Source organism: Halogranum amylolyticum (assembly GCF_900110465.1).
Taxonomy (GTDB): Archaea; Halobacteriota; Halobacteria; order Halobacteriales; family Haloferacaceae; genus Halogranum; species Halogranum amylolyticum.
Genome location: NZ_FODV01000007.1, coordinates 77395 through 95939 on the forward strand (window position 1 = coordinate 77395; position 18545 = coordinate 95939).

Genomic DNA, 18545 nt, shown 5'->3' on the forward strand with positions numbered 1-18545 from the left:
GAGATCTCGGTTCCGGTCGTCAGATGGCGAAGCGAGACTCGCCTCCCTCGCTGCACGAGTCGACCGCATCCGTCCCCAACTGCTAGGTGTGAGAACGACCGTCAACTCGGTGGGCGCCGCAGCGTTCGGCGGTCTCGCTGGGCCGGACGACGTTTCGGTCGTCGACCGACTCCTACCCCGGACGGCGGGGAGCGGTGATCGCCGTCGAACGGCGCGGCCGCTTGGTTGCAACGAGTCGTCACTCCTCGTCGGCTGCTGTGACGTCCTCGTCGACTGCTGTGACGTCCTCGTCGACTGCTGTGATGTCCTCGTCGATTGCTGTGGTGTCCTCATCGATTGCTGTGACGTCCTCGTCGAAGAACGACTCCACACCACCGTCGTCGTCCGTATAACCGTAGGCGAGGCCACCGATAGCACCGAGCAGCGACGCCTCTCGTTCGGTTCCAAACTCCGGGTTCCGTTTCGCGTGGCGCTGAGCCACTTCTGCGGCTCGGACGACGGTGTCGATGTCGGCCTCGACGAGCCACTGGGCGTACGCTGTATCGTACTCTAAGTCGCCGAGATACTCTGCTGCACCCAGGAGTCGACCGGCGTTCGCGGTGCCGGCAATCGAGCTGTGGCTGACGTGCCGACCGCGGTGGTTCATACTCATCACGAGTTCCATCGGGTCGGCCTGCGCGACGACCGACTCGGGGTTCGCAGTCGCGTAGAGTCCGGTGGCAGTGCCGCCAGCGGCGAGTGCAGCGAGCCCGAGCGTCGTCGAGAACGGTGCAGAGATCGCGTACGTACCGAGGCCCAGCGTCGCGGCCAAGGTGTACTTTCCCACCTCCTGGGGGTCGGCATTGCGGAGCGCCCCTGCGACACGCGTCCGGAGGGCTCCCGCCGTCGGGCCCGTACTCGGGGTGGGTAAGTTCGTGGCTGGCTCCGGACGCTGCCGACTAGCTGATGCATCAGGGGCGTCGCTGCCTTCAGCGATCGCATCCAGCAACTCGTCGACCGAGTCGGCACTCGCAACGGCGTGATCGAAAGCGGTCACTTCGTCTCGAGTCGCGAATCTGTCTGCCACGTTACGGAGGGCCGTCTCCGCATCGGTCGCTGCGGCGATCTCGTCGTCGACCGTCTGTACGAACTTCGCGGCCCGAGATTCCGTCGAGTCGTCCCGTGCTTCCAGCCTCTGGATACCGTCGGTCAACTCGGTCAGCAGTTCGTCACTCGCATCGAGATCGTACGTCACGGTGAAGCCGCTCGCCAACGACACGACCAGCGCCCCACCGAGAAGCTTCGATTCGGCCTCGACGTCGACGATGTCGGCCATCGAAACGTCGAACAGCTGTGTTTCGCCCTCTCGAGGCAACACCGCCACCAATCGGTCGCGGGTGACGACGAGGTGGCCGTCTGTCAGGAACGGCGTCGCGAGCTCTGAGCTGTACGTCGAGTCCGCAGAAAGCCGTACGGACGAGAGCTCGCAGACAGCCGCCGGTCGTTCGGACGCGAAGAGATACCCACCGAGTGGACGGTCGTAGCTGCCGTGGTCCGACCGTAGCGTATCGAACGAGACACTATCGTGGGTCGCTTCGACTGCGGCATCGTTCATTCGCGTCGTGAAGTCGCGCTCGTACTCTTCCGATGGGGGGACGACGTTCTCCGTCAGCGGTGCGTGACACTCTTCGCAGTACCGAGCGGCTGGAACCGTCTCTCCACAGCCATTGCATATTTTTGTTGTCATGTAATTCACTCCGTTTAGAGCCACTACTCGCGAGGGTCGCCGCACTGTGTCGCTTCGTGTGGTCGGTGACGAACTAACGCTCTCCGTGTGCTGTGTCGTCGGTCCGTCCGCTCTCGGCCTTTCGCGCTCTCGTCGGGTAAGTCGTTTGGCTGTAGTTCGAGTTTTCACCGCTTTCTGTCCTCTGAACGACGAGCGAAGCACTAGGGAGCAGCACGGCCGTGTGTATTCGGCGTCCGAGACATCCGCGGTATGCGCCGACTCGTGTGCTCGCCGAAACGGGCGTATCCCGTCTTTAGGGAGGTGGTAAGTGTCGCTTACTAACACCATTCTAATGTGTCTCCAGAGAGATGTCACCAACCGAGCGCAATGAACGACTCATCGACCCGACGTAGTGTCCTCGCATCCGTTGGTGCTGTTAGTGTCTCTGGTGTGGCTGGTTGTCTAGGTGATTCCGGTCAGGCAGAGGCAGACGGAACGCCGACTTCGACGACGGCGGCCAACGAATCGACCACGACGACGGGGACTGAGACGTCCACACAGCAACAGTCGCAGCCGTTCACCCGCGGTCAACTCGTCGACGACTTCGAGGATATCGGAACGAAAGACACGCGCTGGGGGACAGTTGGCGGGACGGTCGAAGCCGACACTGACGACGTGTACGCCGGCACACAGTCGGTCCATATGACCAACAAAAACGGGGACGCCGCCGGTATATACAAGTCATTCCCGGACGGGCTCGACCTCCGAAAGCACGACCTGTCGCTCGCAGTCAAACTCCAGAAACCGGTTCGCGGAAAAATCGCAGCCGAGCTCATCGCACCGGCACGCAGCGACATGCTTGTCAGCAAGCGCTTCATCCCCAAGGAGCTCAACGACTGGATCCGAATCGATCTGGGCTACACCGGGAAAACTGGCAAGCCGGTGATGAAGTCGATTCAGGAACTTCGGCTGATGGTCTTGACTCCGAAGGGCAAGCCGATCAACGTCCACATCGACGACCTCCGGAAGATTCCGAAACCCGACAAGGGCAAAGTTATCTTACAGTTCGACGACGCCGTTACGTCTCAGTACGAGGTCGCGTTCAAGGAACTGCAGAAGCGCGGCTGGCCGGGCGGGGTCGCAGTCATCCCCGACGCCATCAACAGCGAAGGGAATCTGACCACGGGACAGATGCGCGAGATGCGCGACGCGGGCTGGGATATGATGGCCCACCCCCAGGCTCCAAAGCCATTGCCTGCGTATTCGGAGGCGAAACAACAGCGGATGATTCAGCAGGCGTACAACTACCTCGATCTCAAGGGGTTCCCGAAAGGTGCGCGTCACTTCGTCGCTCCCTACAACCGAGTGAGCAAGACGACGCTCGACATCGTCTCCGAGTTCCACGACACGGGGTTCATGTTCGGTGCCTGTCCGAACAACGCCCAGCAGCCGAGTAACATGCACGCCATCTCCCGCGTGATGGGCAAGGACCCACAGGGGACACGCCGAATTCTCAACATCGCCGAGGAGTTCAACCAGCTGGCCGTCGTCACCTGGCACTCGATCGGGGAGGGGGAAGAGTACGAAACCTCGCCCGCGGACTTCAAGAACGTCTTAAATCATCTCGAGCAGAAAGACGTCGACGTGATCGCTCCGTCGGGTCTCCTCGACGACTAGAGGGCTCGTCCGCAGCGACTACACTCGTCCGTCGTGGAGACGACAGCTATCTCCCGCCGGTCGACGAAGCCCGTCGCGCTTCTCGATATGTTTCGCGACGGTTCTCCGTAGACCCGATCACAGGGGAATCTGACCCCTGTCTCATCTTGGCCGCTATCCGAGGCTCCCCTCCATCTCGAGTTCGATGAGTCGATTGAGTTCGACCGCGTACTCGATGGGCAGTTCCTCCGTAATCGGTTCGATGAATCCGGCGACGATCATCTGTTTGGCGTCGTCGTCGTCAAGGCCACGGCTCTGGAGGTAGAAGACGTCCTCGTCGCCGATCTTTCCGACAGTCGCCTCGTGAGCGACGTCGACGGTTGACTCGTTGATCTCCATGAACGGCATCGTGTCTGAAGTGGACTCGTTGTCGAACATGAGCGCGTCACACTCGACGGACGTCGAGGAGTTCTTCGCGCCGTTGGCGATGTGGACGAGGCCCCGGTAGTTCGTCCGACCGCCGTCCTTACTGATACTTTTGGACTCGATGGTCGACTTCGTCTCCGGGGCGTTGTGGTAGACCTTCGCACCGGTGTCGATGTTCTGTCCCTCGCCCGCGAAGGCGATAGTGATGTGAGTGTCCGTCGCACCGCGCCCCTTGAGAACGGTGGAGGGGTAGAGCATCGTCACCTTCGAGCCCATGCTGCCGGAGACCCACTCCATCGTCGCCCCCTTTTCGGCGATGGCACGCTTGGTGTTGAGGTTGTAGGTGTTCTTCGACCAGTTCTGGACAGTCGAGTATTGGACGTGTGCGTCCTCACCGACGAAGACCTCGACCGCCCCAGAATGGAGGTTGAAACTGGAGTACGTGGGTGCCGAACAGCCCTCGATGTAGTGAACTTCGCTGCCCTTCTCGGCGACGATGAGCGTGTGCTCGAACTGGCCCATCCCTTCGGAGTTCATCCGGAAGTACGCCTGAACGGGCATGTCGACCGTCACGTCTTCGGGGATGTAGACGAACGACCCACCGGACCAGATGGCGCCGTGGAGCGCGGCGAACTTGTTGTCACTCGGGGGGACGCAGTTCGTCATGAAGTACTCCTTGACGATGTCTTCGTGCTCTTGGACGGCCTTGTCCATGTCACAGAAGAGGACGCCTTTCTCCCTCCAGCGTTCCTGCATGTTTTGATAGACGATCTCCGACTCGTACTGCGCGCCGACACCGGAGAGCGCGTTCTTCTCGGCCTCCGGGATGCCGAGTTTGTCGAACGTGTCCTTGATGTCGTCCGGCAGGTCGGTCCAGTCGTCGACGCCACCACGTGTCTCGATATCGGGGCGGATGTAGGGGATGATCTCGTTGATATCGACTTCCGAGAGATCGGGACCCCAGCCGGGCATCGGCATCGCCTGCCACTGCTTCAGTGCGCGCAAGCGGCGCTGGAGCATCCACTCGGGTTCGTCCTTGTCCTCGGAGATCATTCTGACCGTCTCCTCGGTCAACCCTTTGTCAGTCCGAAACGCCGCCTGCTGTTTCTTCTTGAAATCGAAGCGCGCTTCGGTGTCGGTCTCTCTGAGGTCGCTATCTGTGCTCATAGTTAACATTTAACATAGCGTCTCTGGGTATATGAGACTGCGGATTCGAGCGAGTTCTCAGGATCGGGAACGACGCTGCAGGAGTAGTGTTGGCGAGGGTTCGCCTGATTGCTCTCTGAGTAGTCGTGGATGCTGAAATAGGATTTAACACGGGTGGTCGTCGAACATCAAACGGGGGAGGTGACCGACCCATGCTCATCAACGAACGGTGTACAGTGTGTCACCAGGACATCGAACCGGACGATGCAGTGGTCTGTGAGCTGTGTGAGACCACAGTCCACGACGGATGTACGGCGTACGAGACGGCCTTCGAGTGTCCCAAGTGCGCAGACGATCCGGTGGTCGGGGTCATCGAACTGTGACCGTTGTCTCAGACCCGTCTGTGGCTCGGGAACACGTATTTTAGTGATCCGAGAGAGGAGACGTCTCGTTCGCGAGACATCCCGCACGAGCGGACGTCGTCTCTCGGTTACGGCGAGCGGACGAAGCGCGAGCGATGCCCGTAGGCCTCCATCTCCGAGAGTGAGCGACCGACCACAGGTGATGCCCGAGACCGATCGGGTGAAGATTGAACCCGCCCGCATCCGAACGGTCGGAGTGAGAAATGACATCCGAACGAGACTCTCCCGGGTCGTCCGACGAAGACGGCCCGTGTCCCGACTGTCCAGTGATAGACGCTCACGTTCACGTTTTGCCGACCGAGTTACTGAGCGCGATCAGCGAGTGGTTCACCGAGAAAACCGACTGGACGATTCCGACGCCGTCGCCAGCGACCGTCGTCGAGCGGACAGCCCAGCGGACCGACGGGTTCGTGTTCTTTCCGTACGCCCACCGACCGGGGGTTGCAGCCTCGTTGAACGAGTTCGCCGCCGACTGGCAGTCGCGGGCGGACGCTGCCGTCGGGCTCGGGACAGTCCACGCCGCAGACGACGCTCCTGCGCAAGTCGTGAGCGATCTCTTCGAACGAGGGTTGCACGGTGTCAAGATCCACTGTCCAGTACAGGGGTTTCGCGCCGACGACGCTCGACTCGACTCAGTGTACGAGGCGCTCGTCGACCGCGACGCACCGCTCGTGATTCACGCATCCACCCACCCCTTCTATCGAGGAGAGGAGGATCTGGGAGCGGTTCCACTGCAGGACGTGCTCGAACGCTACCCGTCCCTCCGCGTCTGCGTTCCACATCTCGGACTCTTCGAGACGGAGGCATTCCTCGATCTCGCCGACGAGTACGAGCTCTATCTCGACACGGCGGTCGCGTTGGGCGATGAAACACACGACCTGATCGGGCTTCGTGACGCCGACCTGTCGGTCGATCGGCTCAGATCGCACGGCGACCGGATCATGTTCGGAACTGACTATCCCATTCGGCCACAGTCCTACGAGGCAGCGTTCGACGGAGTTCGGGAGACGTTTCCCGACCAGTACCCGGACGTGTTGTACGGAAATGCAAGCGAGTTCTTCGGGTTCGAGAACGCGGTTTAGAGCTTTCGGGGTCGAGTACCCTCGAAAGCTGTCTCGGGCGACACTCTGGGGACTCAAAACGTGACTGCGAGACGCTCCCCGGTGGGAGTGGCTAGTCAGCCCAGACGACTCAGTTCGCCTCGACGTTCCTGTTGCATGATACTACCGGCGAAGAACCGGAGTTTCTCGACGAGTTGTGCTTCCGTGTCGTACGTCTCGACCCGTAGATCCCACCGAACCCGTGCCGACCGAATCATCGCACTCGTCACGTCGTTCTCGTGGACGAAGAGCAACCGGTCTCCGTGTGTTTCGGAGAGTGCCTCGAGGATGCTTCCAGCCTCCTCTCCGACGCCGAAGTTGTGGCCGAGAAACGGGAGCACAAACGCAGTCGCGTTACTGCATCTCGTGTACTCGATACTCTGGGTCGCCGCATCCACGTCGGAAGTATCTACGTCCACGTCGAGAGCCAGAAACGCGTTCACCCCCGGTGTTACCCGGAGTTCCCCTTGCACTCGCCGCAAGAGTGCTTGCGCCTCGTCGATCTCGTTTTTGTTCCGGAAGAGACGACGCAACGGTCCCGGGAGATCATCCAAGTCGAACTCCTGGCGCTCCTCTTCGCTGAGTACGTAGTTGAGGTTGAACGATTTGTACGGCCCCATCAAGTAAAAGAGGAACCGATCGTACTTCACGTCGCCCAACCGTTCGACGACGAGATCGCGCGTGATGTCCACAGTCATACGCAGCCTTGCTCGTCGCCAATATTTAAAAGACGGTGTTTTTGGGAATTGTTGGCTCGAGAAGTCCTAAGAGTTGTGCACCCGTAGTCACGAGTACGATGGCGACGAACCACGGACGAGGGATCGACGATAGAGCCCCGGACGACCCGGCGGACCTCCTCCCAGAAGAGAGCGTACTGACTCTCGACGAGTACCTCGCAATGCACGCAGCCGTCGGTAACCGAACGCGCTACGAGATCCTCTACCGACTCATCCACGGCGGGGCCATGAGTCCGAAGGAACTCGAAACTGCACTCGATATCGACGACAGCACTCTCCACTACCACCTCAACAAACTCGTCGACGTCGGTCTCGTCGAGAAACGACAACGAACCGAGCGCGGGCAAGATGGACTGTACACGTACTACCGAGCGACCGTGTTCGGTGAGGTGACGCTCACCGAAGGCGTCGACGAACTGATTCGGGGCGAGCAGGAGTTCGACGGACTGTACGACAGTTCGAGCGACGTTTGAGTAGTCTCTCAGAGAGGGACATTCGTTCTCTCGTACCGCTCCCAGAAGTGACCCCGAAGCACTCGTTTGTGAACCGCCTCGCCGAGCGTTTCCTTCGTCCGGGTCCGTCGTTTCGGTGCCGTCGCTGGTCCGTCTCCTCGCCTTTGCGGTGAGATCCGAATCTTCGTTCCAGTCGATGTCTTCGGGAGTCACAGCCAACCCCACCAGACGCGGAGAAAAGAGAGTATTCTTGAACCGAGGTCACCTTGGGACGACCATGACCGAACCGACCTACGTCGTTGGTCACCAGCAACCCGACACGGATACGATCTGCTCTGCGCTAGCGTACGCTCGGTTGAAACAGGAGCAAGGAACGGCTGCAGTCGCCGCCCGCGCAGGCGACGTCAACCCGGAGACGGAGTTCGTCTTAGACCGGTGGGACGTCGACGCACCCGAACTGCTCGAGGATGCAGCAGGAGAGCAGTTGATCCTCGTCGATCACAACGAGTACAGCCAGACGGTGACCGGTGCCCGAGATGCGGAGGTCGTCGAGATCGTCGATCACCACCGCATCGGTGACGTCGAAACCAGCAGCCCAATTCTGTTCCGAAACGAACCGGTCGGGTCGACGGCGACCATCCTCACGCAGTTGTTCGACGACGCCGACGAGACGATCACCACGCAGACGGCGGGCCTCTTGCTCAGTGGGTTGCTCAGCGACACCGTCGTGCTTCGGTCCCCTACGACGACCGAGCGAGACCGGACCGTCGCCGCGCGACTCGCCGAGATCGCCGACGTCGACTACGAATCGTACGGAAAGGAGCTCCTGATGCACAAGAGCAAGATCGGCGAGAAGAGCCCACGGGAGATGGTTCTCAGTGACTTCAAAGAGTTCCAGTTCGACTCCCGGAAGGTCGGGATCGGGCAGATCGAGACGGTCGAACCCTCGGTCGTGTTGGACCAACGAGACGCCGTCCTCGAAGCGATGGAAGAGATCGCCACGGAACGCGACTACGCGGTGTTTCTGTTGCTCGTGACCGACCTCCTCGAGGAGGACTCGACGGCGCTCGTCGCCGGTCCGGAGATCGCTACCGTCGAGGACGGGTTGGACACGATGTTCTCGGACCGAGAAGCGTTCCTGCCGGGAGTAATGTCTCGAAAGAAGCAGGTCGTCCCGCCGCTGGAAGACGCGTTCTACTGATATCAGTGCGGGTCGATCGAATCGCACAGAGGACAAGAGCGTAGCGTTTCTGTAGTCGGGCGAGTCGTGGCAGTCGTGCCGACCGACCCCGTCGAGAGTTCGATCGGGCTCCCCGCCCACGGAGAGGGGTTAGGGAACGGGTGAGCGTCAGGGACGCTCTCGAGGCGCTCGTCCGCCGGAGTTCCTGTTCCACCGGGTCCCAAATACTAATACCTGAGTGCTATCTCTTGGCAAGTAATGGGCGACCAAAACGGGACGGACGCCTCCTCCGATGGCAGTACGGACGCAGACGTTTTTGCACGAATCAGCGATGCTGTCTTCGCCCTCGACCGAGAGTGGAAGATCACGTTCCTCAACGAGCGGGCAGAACGGCTATTTCAGCGTGACGGCGACGACCTCCGTGGAGCGCTCGCTTGGGACGTGTTCCCAGGTGCAGTGTCGGTCTTACGCGAGAACTGCGACCGTGCGCTGGAGACTCAGAGGTCGGTGGAGTTCGACTTCCATCACCAACCGAGTGACGCCTGGTTAGCGGTGCACGTCTACCCCTCCGAGTCTGGCGTGACAGTACAGGTAAGAGACGTTACCGACCGCGTTCAGCGGGAGAGCGTGCTCCGAGAGCGCGAGCACGCACTCCACCGTGCCTACAAAGTCATCGCGGACAACTCGTTGTCGCTCTCCGAGCAGATCGACTCGCTTCTGAGTATCGTGAGAGAGGAGGTCGGAACCGAGTACGCAACCCTCTCGCGGATCGACGGCGACGAGTACCACTTCGAGTTCGTCGATGCCCCGGCAGAGGCAGACCTCCGTGCTGGAGACACGGCCCCGTTAGCGGTGACGAACTGCGAGCGAGTCGTCGAGACGAACCAGACACTCGTCCTCAACGACGTCGAGGCCGACGCCCCCGAACTAGCCGATCGGGCAGGCAACGCCGAGTGGGGCATCTCGTGTTATCTGGGGTCCCCTGTCGTGGTCGAGGGGGAGTCCTACGGGACGTTCTGTTTCTACAGTCTGGACTCTCGGGACGAGTCGTTCACCGACTGGGAAGTGACGTTCGTCGAACTCTTCAGCAAGTGGGTGAGCACGAAGCTCGAACAACAGCGGTACGTCGACCAGTTGGCGATATCGAACGAGCTGTACGAAGTAACCCGTACGATCACCAGTAGCGTCATCGAACAGACGAACCGCGAGGATATCGAGGCGGCGACGTGCACTCGTCTCGCAGAGGCGTCCGCTTACGCGTGTGCATGGTTCGGGACGATCGACCAGCGACATCACCAAGTGGTCCCCCGTGTAAAGACTGGCTTCGACGACCCGTTCGACGAGTCGGGAGCCACGTACGATACCACCGAAGACCAGAACTCGCCGATCGCAGAGGCGATTCGGACGGAGTCGGTACAGATCGTCCGAAACCTCCGAGAGAGTCCCGAATACGGGGTCTGGCACGAACGAGCGACGGAAAACGGGTTCGACTCGTGGGCCGTCGTTCCGATCGGTCACGAGGGGGTCCTCTACGGAGTTCTGAACATCTACTCCCACCGCCCCGACGCGTTCACGAACCAGGAGCGGACGATGATCCGCAAGCTCGGAGAACTCGTCGGTCACGCTATCACGGCCGTCCAACGCAAGCGTACGCTGATGAGCGAAACTGTCGTCGAGATAGAGTTCGGAATCCAGAACGTCTTCGACTGGAAAGAGACGTCGGACGTCGAATCGCGTCCGATCACGTTCGAGCGAACGATTCCAGTCGGCGACGAGAAGTACCTCGTCTATGGGGGAGCGGACGAACGCGGGATCGCAAAACTGCGGACGGCTGTCGAGGATATCGCGACCTGGGATTCACTGACAGTGATCAGCGAACGTGGCAGCGAAAAACGGTTCGAACTACAACTGACGAAGCCGCCGGTCATCTCGGCCGTCGCTGCGCGCGGCGGTCGGGTCAAATCCGCTCGGATCGAAGACGGTGACTACCGACTGATCGTTCAGCTACCCGACGGCGCGGACGTACGGGCACTGGTGGACGTCGTTCGAGAGTCGTATCCGGACACGAAGGTACTCGCTCAGCGACAGACGTCGAGCGAACAGAGCTCGGAAGACCGTCTCTACCCGAACGTCCTCGACGAACTCACCGAGCGCCAGCGGGCGGCGGTCGAATCGGCAGTTTACTCGGGGTACTTCGACTGGCCGCGGAACACTACCGGGGAGGAGATCGCAGCGTCGTGGAACGTTTCGGCGTCGACGTTCCACCAGCATCTCCGTGCTGGCGAACAGAAGATTCTGACCGCCCTATTTCCCCCCAACGAGGAATCCGAGAGCACATCGGACGCCGAGCGATGACTCTCCGACGAGACAGGTCGTCTCCGGTGCTGCTGGGCGACGAGAGGGGCGACGACTGCTACACCGTACCCGAAACCGAGACAGTTACCGTCCAACTCTCCGGGAGTTGCCGACCAGTCCGTAACCGCCCATAGTACGCGTGGCCCCGTTGTTACGTCGTGGACGAGTTTGCTGCCTCACCTGCGACGATCGCCGTCGCATGCGACAGCGCCTGTTGGGCTTGGTCCTTCGTAGCGGCCTTGTAGCCGTACACTGCTCGGTCGTGGACGTCGGTGAGCTGCTCGAGACGGCGAGTCGTCGCCTCGTCGATAGCTGGTTTCGACGCACACCGGTCGTAGAACAGCTGCGGCGACTCCGCCGAATCGACATCGTAGCGTGTCTGCAACACCTCACACGTGATAGTATAGGCGTCGTCGACGGCTGTCTCGTAGGCTCCGTCGGCGAGTGCAGTCCGGGCGTCGTCCAGCGGCTGTTCGTCAGAGCGAGCTGGCGTGGGGTCGTCGACCTGCGACGCCGTCGCCCCGACTGCATCGGTCTCGTCGGAGACTGGTTCGTTATCGGCGGTAGAGCCGGTTGCGTCGGTCTGTGTTGGCTCGCCGATGGTGTCGACGTCATCGGGACCCCGTACTGACTCGTCGTCACTGTCGTCCGTCTCGGACCACGAGAACACGTTTCCGGACGTCCGTTCGAAACCGGCGGTCTCACCGCGGGTCTCGGTGTCGGTCCGGGACGTCGGTGAGTGCTCGGTGTCTCTCGATGACGCGGCTGTACGCTCTCCGGCGGTGTGAACGGCTCCGTCGGCGGCGTCGGCGTCGGCCTCGTCGTCCGCACCGCTACCACCACCGAACATCCAGATACCCCACACTGCAAAGAGAACCAGTGAGAAGAGGATCAACCCCGCGCCGATCAGGAGACGCTCCTGCCCGTCGGGGACGGTCTGGAGTGGGAGGTCGCCGGACTGGAGTATTCGGTGGTTCGCCGAAGCGACAGTTTCGGTCGGTGTCAGAAGCCGCTTCGACAGCATTGGTACGGGGGCGAAGAGGAGGTCGGTGAAGAGCGTGGGGAGACGAACGTACATACAGTCCGTGTGACGGTCGAGGTGCTTTATTATAACGCGCGTAAACGACAATCGCGTCGCTGTGAACGCGAAAGTCGAGGCGAATCTTGGAGCGTCCGGACGCAGATGGAGACGCTCTCGACACCTTCTGTGAGAGGGGCCGATCCGCGACTCGGGTTGGGAACCCACGCATGAACTCGCTGTTACTGAAACCCTCTCTCCCGAATTCGTCCCGGACGTCGACAGCGAGTTCGGCACACTCGTCGAGCTCTAGTGAGCGAGATGTCGACACCGATAACGAGGGGCTCGAGTCGACGTCTCAGCCTCGTCTCTGCCAGACCTGTCATCTGGCACAATAGTTTATGCACTCCGAGAACACTGGTTCGTGTTGTCATGACAAAGCGTCGCAAACCCCAGTCGGAGCTGTGGGTTACCCACGAAGTCGACCGGACCGAAGGTGCGACGGCGCGAGCAGCGAACGTCGCGGCAGCGAAATCACTCGCAGAGACAGTTCGAACGACGCTCGGGCCGGAGGGGATGGACAAGATGATCGTCGGGAGTGACGGGACCGTCGTCGTCACGAACGACGGCACAAGCATCCTCGCTCGAATGGATGTCGCCGATCCAACGGCCAAGCTGCTCGTCGAGATCGCACAGAGCCAGGACCAGTCTGTCGGCGATGGGTCGACGACAGCGGTCACGCTCGCGGGTGCATTACTCGAAGCGGCCGAAGACCTCCTTGAGATGGGCGTTCACCCGACGACGATCGTGAACGGATACCGGAGGGCTGGTGAGGTGGCTGTCGATCGTCTCCGGGCCGAGACGATCGACGTCGATCCGACAGACGAAGACGAGTTACGACAGATCGGTGCGACTGCGGTGACAGGGAAGTGGGACGACGAGTCGGCTCAGTATCTCTCCCGATTAGCCGTTCGGGGGATCACCGAAGTCGCCGAGGGCGAATCAGTCGACGTCCGAAATCTCACCCTCCGAGCAGTGCCGGGCGGGTCGCTTCGTGAGTCGACAGTTCTCGACGGAGTCAGTATCGATATCGGGAGTTCCTCTACCTCGCTCGAATCGTTTTCACCTCGTCTCCAGGACACGTACGAACCGGCAACCGTCGCACTTCTCGACGCCGAACTCACGATCGAGAAAGCGGACGCCGTGTCTAACGCGACGATCAGTAACCCATCCCAACTTCGTGAGTTACAGTCGTACGAGGAGTCGATCCGCGTCGAAGCGGTCCAGAAGCTCGTCGATCTCGGCGTCGACGTCGTGTTCTGTCAGAAGAGTATCGACGACGAGATTCGGTCCCGGCTCGCCAGAGTGGGGGTCTTAGCTATCGAGCGAACGCGACAAGACGAGATGTACAAAGTAGCCCGAGTGACCGATGCAACGCTCGAGCGCTCAGTCGATGACGTGTCATCGGCCGCCCTGGGTCGGGCACCGCACCTCGAACGACGTACTGTCGGTCCGACCGAACTTCTGGTCGTCTCGACGGCAGTTCCGGGGGCACATCTGTCTCTGCTTCTCCGGGGTGGCACCGAACACGTCGCGGAGGAGACGAAGCGAGTGCTCGAAGACTGTCTCTCTGTCGTGCAGCTCGCGCTCCAAGGACAGACCGTAGTGCCTGGTGGCGGTGCAGTCGAGTTCTCGCTCGCATGTCATCTCCGTTCGTATGCCGCTCAGACCGATGGTCGAGAGCAGCTCGCTATCGACTCGTTCGCCGATGCACTGGAGACGATTCCTGCGACACTCGCAGCTAGCAGTGGACTCGATCCGCTCGACACACTCGTCGACCTCCGTGCACGCCATCACCGCGGTGAGACGACGGTCGGAGTCGACGTCATCGATAGATCGCTAGCAGATATGCAGGCGAAGGCCGTCTTCGAACCGCTGGCGGTGAAACGCTACGCGCTCAGCAACGCTCTCGAAGGAGCGACGACGATTCTCCGTATCGACGACGTCATCGCCGTCGAACAGACTGGCGACGATCACCGTCACGACCACGAACGTAGCGGCTCCCAACACACCGGGGGATACCCTTGGGCGATCGGTCACTAAGAACCCGACGTGTCTTCGTCTCCCTGGGTCACGCTTCGAAGTTTGGTTTCGAACTCCCTCACACACGACGCCGATCGAACCAATCAGAGACGGACAACGATCGTCGTGCGGTTCTCGTATCGTCGATCCGGTCGCCGAAGCGAGAGGAGTGTCCCCCGACGACGCCACGTGTGGGCCCGTGAGGAGAACTGAGAACAGGTGAGCACGACGTTTCCACAAACGGTCAAAATATTGCAATAATCATCCAATCATTAATCATCGATCATGTAAAACTACTATCCGGAGATGCCCGAAGTCAAATTCGAAGTTGACGTCGACAGTCCGCCAGACGACCAACCCGGAGCAAATCCGTTCAACCGATGGCATCCGGATATCCCCGCTGCCGTCGAGACCGAACCCGGTGAGACAGTTCGCTTAGAGGCGCTCGATTGGACCGGAGGTCAGATCGGTGACAACGACAATCCCAACGAGGTCCGTGACGTTGACCTCTCTCAGGTCCACTATCTCGCAGGACCAGTGCACGTCGAAGGTGCCGAGCCCGGCGATCTGTTGAAAGTGGAGTTCCACGACATGGGACCGCTCAACGACCGCTCGGAGTTCGGTTTCACCGGAACGTTCTCACAACAGAACGGTGGCGGGTTCCTGACCGACCATTTCCCCCACGCAGCGAAATCCATCTGGGATATCGACGGGTACACAGTCTCGTCACGTCACGTTCCCGACGTTCGCTACGAAGGGAAGATCCACCCCGGACTCGCTGGGTGTGCACCCAGTCAAGAACTGCTTCGAGAATGGAACGAACGAGAGCAGGAGCTGATCGATAAGTTCGAGGAGGACCCCGAGTCGATCCCGAACCATCCCACCGGCGAGTCCGAGCCACCCGTCGCAAACCCACCGACGACAGAGGGCGCTCTCATGGGAGAGATGGACCCCGACGCCGCCGAAGAAGCCGCACGGGACGCGGCGCGAACCGTCCCGCCACGAGAACACGGGGGGAACCACGACATAAAGGACCTCTCGATCGGCTCTACCGTTTACTTCCCCGTCTACGTCGATGGCGCGAAGTTCGCCGTCGGTGACTTCCACGCGTCGCAGGGCGACGGTGAGATCACGTTCTGCGGGGCGATCGAGATGGCGGGCTACGTCGACGTCGAGTTCGACCTCGTCAAAGACGGGATGGAGAAACACGGCGTCGACCATCCGATCTTCGAACCGGGCCACCGGGGGCCTCACTTCGAGGATTACATCACGTTCTGTGGATACTCAGTCACAGAGGACGGCGAACAACGTTACATCGATTCGCATACGGCCTACCGACGTGCGTGTCTACAGGCGATCGACTACCTCAAAAAGTTCGGTTACACCGGACAGCAGGCGCTGCACATCCTCGGAACAGTCCCTGCCGAAGGCCGCCAGAGCGGCGTCGTCGACATCCCCAACGCGTGTTCGACCCTCGCAGTTCCGAAAGGCGTCTTCGAGTTCGACATCTCGCCCGAAAAACTCGAGAATCGGGCCGACCGGGGTGACCTCGTCGTCACCGACGACCCCCTCGGGTGAAGCCAGCGGAGTTGTCGGAACTCCACACCGTCGCACTCCGTTTTTCGTACATCTCGAACTGCGAACTGTCTGGCCGTGAGGATCCCAGATCGTCGCACGAGCCGTCCGAACGGTGTGAGTGCCGCTGGTGACGTTACGACTCGTCGTCGGACTGCGGCCAGTCGAGAAGCGCCGATTCCGTGTTCGTACAGCCGGAGACACCACAGATTCCGGCGTCGTCTCCCGCCCGTTCGACACCGTCGGCGACGCGGTTGATCTGCCAGTCGACTCCGTGACCTGTCTCCGACTCGTGATCGGCGAGAGCGACACGTGCACGACCCAAGTTCGCGAAGGAGTCGCGGAACGTACAGTCACGACACTCGATCAAGACGTTTCCCTCGTCCATACGAACGGTTGGGCCCAAAGCGACGAAAGCGCTCCGGTCGGCCGTCCAGCCGTCCGGGGTCACTCAGAGATCTCCGTCACGACGTTCGCGGCGTGCGGCTGTCATTCACCGAGCACTCGGTGTGGTTCCGGGGGGTTAGTATTTCAGATAGAAGCAAGACTGTACAAGCTGCGAATCCGCCGTCTATCCCCACTCCGGAGACAGCTTACTCTCGATACGATCTGTCTCAGCGAAGAGAACCTACACGACATACGGGCCTACACAGCTTTTATGGAAATCACGACGCGGAGACTCATGTCGGTCGAACGATATATTCAGGAGGGAATTTGGTGCCCCAATATTGCACATTATCTACAATACTAAAACACGAACTCTTCTCTGAGCTCGTCGGCCGCGTGCCAGTTCGACGGGCTCCGATAGATACGCGACGCTGTCGACCGACCGGCAGACCCGCCGAACGGTGGTCCGAGACGAGCACTCGACGCCGCGGAGACGTCGAATCGGTGCTGTCTATCGTTCGACGCTCGAACGGAGTTCGCCACGCTCGGACTCGGAGCCTTCGCTTCGGACCGTTGCGTGTAGTGTTGTTCAATGAAATCGAATACCTGCGTACGAACAAACATGATAGATTTCGCCGTTGTAGAGATATGGAGACACTTCGGACCCGACTCGGGCGCGTACTCTTGGTAGCTATCATCGCCACCGTCGTGACGACACCGGCCGGCGTCGTGGGAGGGATCGACGGCCCGATCGGAACCGTGGGCGCACAGGAGGAGGCCGGCGAGGAGGAAGCCGAGGAAGGCGGCATCGAGGGGGCGATCCAGGGGTTCGCCGAGAGCTGGGGGCTGCCCGGTGCAGTGGCCGTGTTGGTAGTCGGAGTGGTGCTACTCACCGCCGCGACCGAGAAGCTCATCAGCTATCTCACCCGGGCGTCGCTCGGGTTACGGATGTCGCTGTTCGCGCTCGCGATCCTGTTCACCGGGTTCGAGTTCGACGACACGGCCGTCGCACTCGTGTTCTCTGCGGGCGACCTCGAGGGGGCCGCGCTGGGAACCGCGCTGGGAACTGCGCTGGCGATCGTCGGGATCACGCTCGCGCTCGCCGCAGTCATTCGACCGTTCCCCGTCGACATCCCGTCGGACTATCTCTTACTGCTCGGACTGACACCGCTCGTACTCGTTCCGTTCGCGTCGTTCGGGACGTTGACGCTCGTCCACGGTGTCATCCTCATCGCGGTCTGCGCGCTGCTGTTCGGCTACATCATCCTCCGCGAACGCCAGCGAGATACCCCGGTGTTCCGGAGCAGCGACCTCGGTGAGCGGATACGCGCCGACGGTGGGGCACAGATACAGGCGGGGCTCTCAGAGATCCCCGAAGATCGCCTGCTCGGCCGGTTCTCAACGTCCGGCTGGGTGTGGATCGGGCTGTCGATCGTCGCGCTCGTCGGTATCGTGTTCGCGTCGATGTTGCTGGAGGCCGGATCCGAGGTCGTAATCGAGGGGTTCGGCCTCAGCGAGACGGTCTTCGGCGCGACCGCTCTCACGCTCATCCTCACGTTCGAGGACATCGTTCTGACTCTCGAACCGGTTCGACGTGGCGTGCCAGAGATCGGCGTCGGCAACGTCATCGGGAGCGTCCTGTTCTCCGTGACCGGCAACGTCGGCGTGATCATGCTGCTGAGCGACCTCACTATCGCGTCGTCGGTACTGACGTTCCATCTCCCTGCGGTCGTCGTCATGACGGCCATCGCAGCGTACTTCCTCTCGACCGGCCGGATGGAACGCCGACACGGGATGCTGCTCGGTGGACTCTACGTCGGCTACTGGATCGTCGCGGTGTTCGTGTGCGGTGGCGTGCCCATCTCCGGGTGAGCCGGCCGGTGTTCGTCGCTCACCCCCTGTCTCCGACACCGTGACAACGATACACGGAGGCGAACGTCCAAGTCGCCAGGGTCCATAGCTCTCGAAGCATGTCGTCACAACAGTTCCACGACTTCCTGATCCTCAGAGAACTCGACGACCCCATCACGCGGGACGAACTGGCGGACGCAGCGGACACCTCCGGCGACGTACTCGCGTCGCTCCGCCAAGAGGGCGTCGACATCGAGTGGGTCGAGTCCGAGGTGATGACCGACGAGGACGGTCGGGTCACCGGGACGTTCTGTCACTACCGGGCCGAGGACGAGGCTGCGATCCGAGAACACGCCGACAGAGCGGGGTTGCCGGCGACCCGTATCGACCGTCGCGGTGACGCCCTCGACGGCGAGTAGCGCGGTCCCGACGGTGCTGTTCCGTCAGCCCTCG

The 18545-nt window shown here is 61.1% G+C and carries 15 protein-coding genes; 10 read left to right on the forward strand and 5 right to left on the reverse strand.

Annotated elements, in window-relative coordinates; all coding sequences use genetic code 11:
• Nucleotides 1–238: 238 nt before the first annotated feature.
• Nucleotides 239–1726, reverse strand: a complete 1488-nt coding sequence (locus BSG17_RS14180) for a B-box zinc finger protein (protein ID WP_139246614.1) — start codon at nucleotides 1724–1726, stop codon at nucleotides 239–241.
• A gap of 429 nt (nucleotides 1727–2155) precedes the next feature.
• On the opposite strand from BSG17_RS14180, the gene BSG17_RS14185 reads away from it, so the two are divergent.
• Nucleotides 2156–3382 (forward strand): polysaccharide deacetylase family protein, encoded by a 1227-nt coding sequence (locus BSG17_RS14185; RefSeq protein ID WP_244531544.1) that lies wholly within the window; start codon nucleotides 2156–2158, stop codon nucleotides 3380–3382.
• 153 nt (nucleotides 3383–3535) lie between these two features.
• On the opposite strand, the gene sufB is transcribed toward BSG17_RS14185, so the two are convergent.
• Nucleotides 3536–4954, reverse strand: a complete 1419-nt coding sequence (sufB, locus tag BSG17_RS14190; protein ID WP_089825208.1) for a Fe-S cluster assembly protein SufB — start codon at nucleotides 4952–4954, stop codon at nucleotides 3536–3538.
• Between the two features lie 191 nt (nucleotides 4955–5145).
• Here sufB and BSG17_RS27070 point away from each other — a divergent pair, with 191 nt between their 5' ends.
• Both BSG17_RS27070 and BSG17_RS14195 read left to right on the forward strand, forming a co-directional pair.
• A complete protein-coding gene (locus BSG17_RS27070; protein WP_170864812.1) occupies nucleotides 5146–5316 on the forward strand; it encodes a hypothetical protein in 171 nt (56 codons plus the stop codon).
• Between the two features lie 242 nt (nucleotides 5317–5558).
• The gene (locus BSG17_RS14195) at nucleotides 5559–6437 is read left to right on the forward strand and encodes an amidohydrolase family protein (protein WP_089825211.1); all 879 of its coding nucleotides are present in this window, start codon (nucleotides 5559–5561) and stop codon (nucleotides 6435–6437) included.
• Between the two features lie 95 nt (nucleotides 6438–6532).
• Here the strand turns inward: BSG17_RS14195 and BSG17_RS14200 are convergent, their stop codons facing one another.
• Nucleotides 6533–7153, reverse strand: a complete 621-nt coding sequence (locus BSG17_RS14200) for a DUF7509 family protein (RefSeq protein WP_089825213.1) — start codon at nucleotides 7151–7153, stop codon at nucleotides 6533–6535.
• Between the two features lie 98 nt (nucleotides 7154–7251).
• On the opposite strand from BSG17_RS14200, the gene BSG17_RS14205 reads away from it, so the two are divergent.
• From BSG17_RS14205 to BSG17_RS14215, 3 genes are all read left to right on the forward strand, one after another.
• On the forward strand, nucleotides 7252–7665 hold the full coding sequence (locus BSG17_RS14205; protein WP_089825215.1) for an ArsR/SmtB family transcription factor: 414 nt from the start codon (nucleotides 7252–7254) through the stop codon (nucleotides 7663–7665).
• A 256-nt stretch (nucleotides 7666–7921) separates the two neighbouring features.
• Complete coding sequence (locus BSG17_RS14210; protein ID WP_089825217.1) at nucleotides 7922–8845, forward strand: manganese-dependent inorganic pyrophosphatase; 924 nt, start codon at nucleotides 7922–7924, stop codon at nucleotides 8843–8845.
• A 237-nt stretch (nucleotides 8846–9082) separates the two neighbouring features.
• The gene (locus tag BSG17_RS14215; RefSeq protein ID WP_089825219.1) at nucleotides 9083–11179 is read left to right on the forward strand and encodes a bacterio-opsin activator domain-containing protein; all 2097 of its coding nucleotides are present in this window, start codon (nucleotides 9083–9085) and stop codon (nucleotides 11177–11179) included.
• A 151-nt stretch (nucleotides 11180–11330) separates the two neighbouring features.
• On the opposite strand, the gene BSG17_RS14220 is transcribed toward BSG17_RS14215, so the two are convergent.
• Complete coding sequence (locus BSG17_RS14220; protein WP_089825221.1) at nucleotides 11331–12257, reverse strand: hypothetical protein; 927 nt, start codon at nucleotides 12255–12257, stop codon at nucleotides 11331–11333.
• A gap of 372 nt (nucleotides 12258–12629) precedes the next feature.
• On the opposite strand from BSG17_RS14220, the gene thsA reads away from it, so the two are divergent.
• Both thsA and fmdA read left to right on the forward strand, forming a co-directional pair.
• Nucleotides 12630–14300 carry a thermosome subunit alpha gene (gene thsA / locus BSG17_RS14225; RefSeq protein ID WP_170864813.1) on the forward strand — a complete coding sequence of 557 codons (1671 nt, stop codon included), beginning with the start codon at nucleotides 12630–12632 and terminating at the stop codon, nucleotides 14298–14300.
• 285 nt (nucleotides 14301–14585) lie between these two features.
• Complete coding sequence (gene fmdA / locus BSG17_RS14230; protein WP_089825225.1) at nucleotides 14586–15857, forward strand: formamidase; 1272 nt, start codon at nucleotides 14586–14588, stop codon at nucleotides 15855–15857.
• 133 nt (nucleotides 15858–15990) lie between these two features.
• Here the strand turns inward: fmdA and BSG17_RS14235 are convergent, their stop codons facing one another.
• A complete protein-coding gene (locus BSG17_RS14235; protein WP_089825227.1) occupies nucleotides 15991–16242 on the reverse strand; it encodes a DUF7542 family protein in 252 nt (83 codons plus the stop codon).
• Between the two features lie 647 nt (nucleotides 16243–16889).
• Here BSG17_RS14235 and BSG17_RS14245 point away from each other — a divergent pair.
• Nucleotides 16890–18113 (forward strand): sodium:calcium antiporter, encoded by a 1224-nt coding sequence (locus BSG17_RS14245; RefSeq protein WP_089825231.1) that lies wholly within the window; start codon nucleotides 16890–16892, stop codon nucleotides 18111–18113.
• 98 nt (nucleotides 18114–18211) lie between these two features.
• Complete coding sequence (locus BSG17_RS14250; RefSeq protein ID WP_089825233.1) at nucleotides 18212–18511, forward strand: DUF4242 domain-containing protein; 300 nt, start codon at nucleotides 18212–18214, stop codon at nucleotides 18509–18511.
• Nucleotides 18512–18545 lie beyond the last annotated feature (34 nt).

Excerpts from the sequence above, each read along its gene's own strand:
- BSG17_RS14210 (WP_089825217.1), top strand. The coding sequence starts at position 7,922 with ATGACCGAACCGACCTACGTCGTTGGTCACCAGCAACCCGACACGGAT.
- BSG17_RS14220 (WP_089825221.1), bottom strand. The coding sequence starts at position 12,257 with ATGTACGTTCGTCTCCCCACGCTCTTCACCGACCTCCTCTTCGCCCCC.
- BSG17_RS14205 (WP_089825215.1), top strand. The coding sequence starts at position 7,252 with ATGGCGACGAACCACGGACGAGGGATCGACGATAGAGCCCCGGACGAC.
- BSG17_RS14235 (WP_089825227.1), bottom strand. The coding sequence starts at position 16,242 with ATGGACGAGGGAAACGTCTTGATCGAGTGTCGTGACTGTACGTTCCGC.
- fmdA (WP_089825225.1), top strand. The coding sequence starts at position 14,586 with ATGCCCGAAGTCAAATTCGAAGTTGACGTCGACAGTCCGCCAGACGAC.
- BSG17_RS14245 (WP_089825231.1), top strand. The coding sequence starts at position 16,890 with ATGGAGACACTTCGGACCCGACTCGGGCGCGTACTCTTGGTAGCTATC.
- BSG17_RS14195 (WP_089825211.1), top strand. The coding sequence starts at position 5,559 with ATGACATCCGAACGAGACTCTCCCGGGTCGTCCGACGAAGACGGCCCG.
- BSG17_RS14250 (WP_089825233.1), top strand. The coding sequence starts at position 18,212 with ATGTCGTCACAACAGTTCCACGACTTCCTGATCCTCAGAGAACTCGAC.
- BSG17_RS14180 (WP_139246614.1), bottom strand. The coding sequence starts at position 1,726 with ATGACAACAAAAATATGCAATGGCTGTGGAGAGACGGTTCCAGCCGCT.
- BSG17_RS14200 (WP_089825213.1), bottom strand. The coding sequence starts at position 7,153 with ATGACTGTGGACATCACGCGCGATCTCGTCGTCGAACGGTTGGGCGAC.
- thsA (WP_170864813.1), top strand. The coding sequence starts at position 12,630 with ATGACAAAGCGTCGCAAACCCCAGTCGGAGCTGTGGGTTACCCACGAA.
- BSG17_RS14215 (WP_089825219.1), top strand. The coding sequence starts at position 9,083 with ATGGGCGACCAAAACGGGACGGACGCCTCCTCCGATGGCAGTACGGAC.
- sufB (WP_089825208.1), bottom strand. The coding sequence starts at position 4,954 with ATGAGCACAGATAGCGACCTCAGAGAGACCGACACCGAAGCGCGCTTC.
- BSG17_RS27070 (WP_170864812.1), top strand. The coding sequence starts at position 5,146 with ATGCTCATCAACGAACGGTGTACAGTGTGTCACCAGGACATCGAACCG.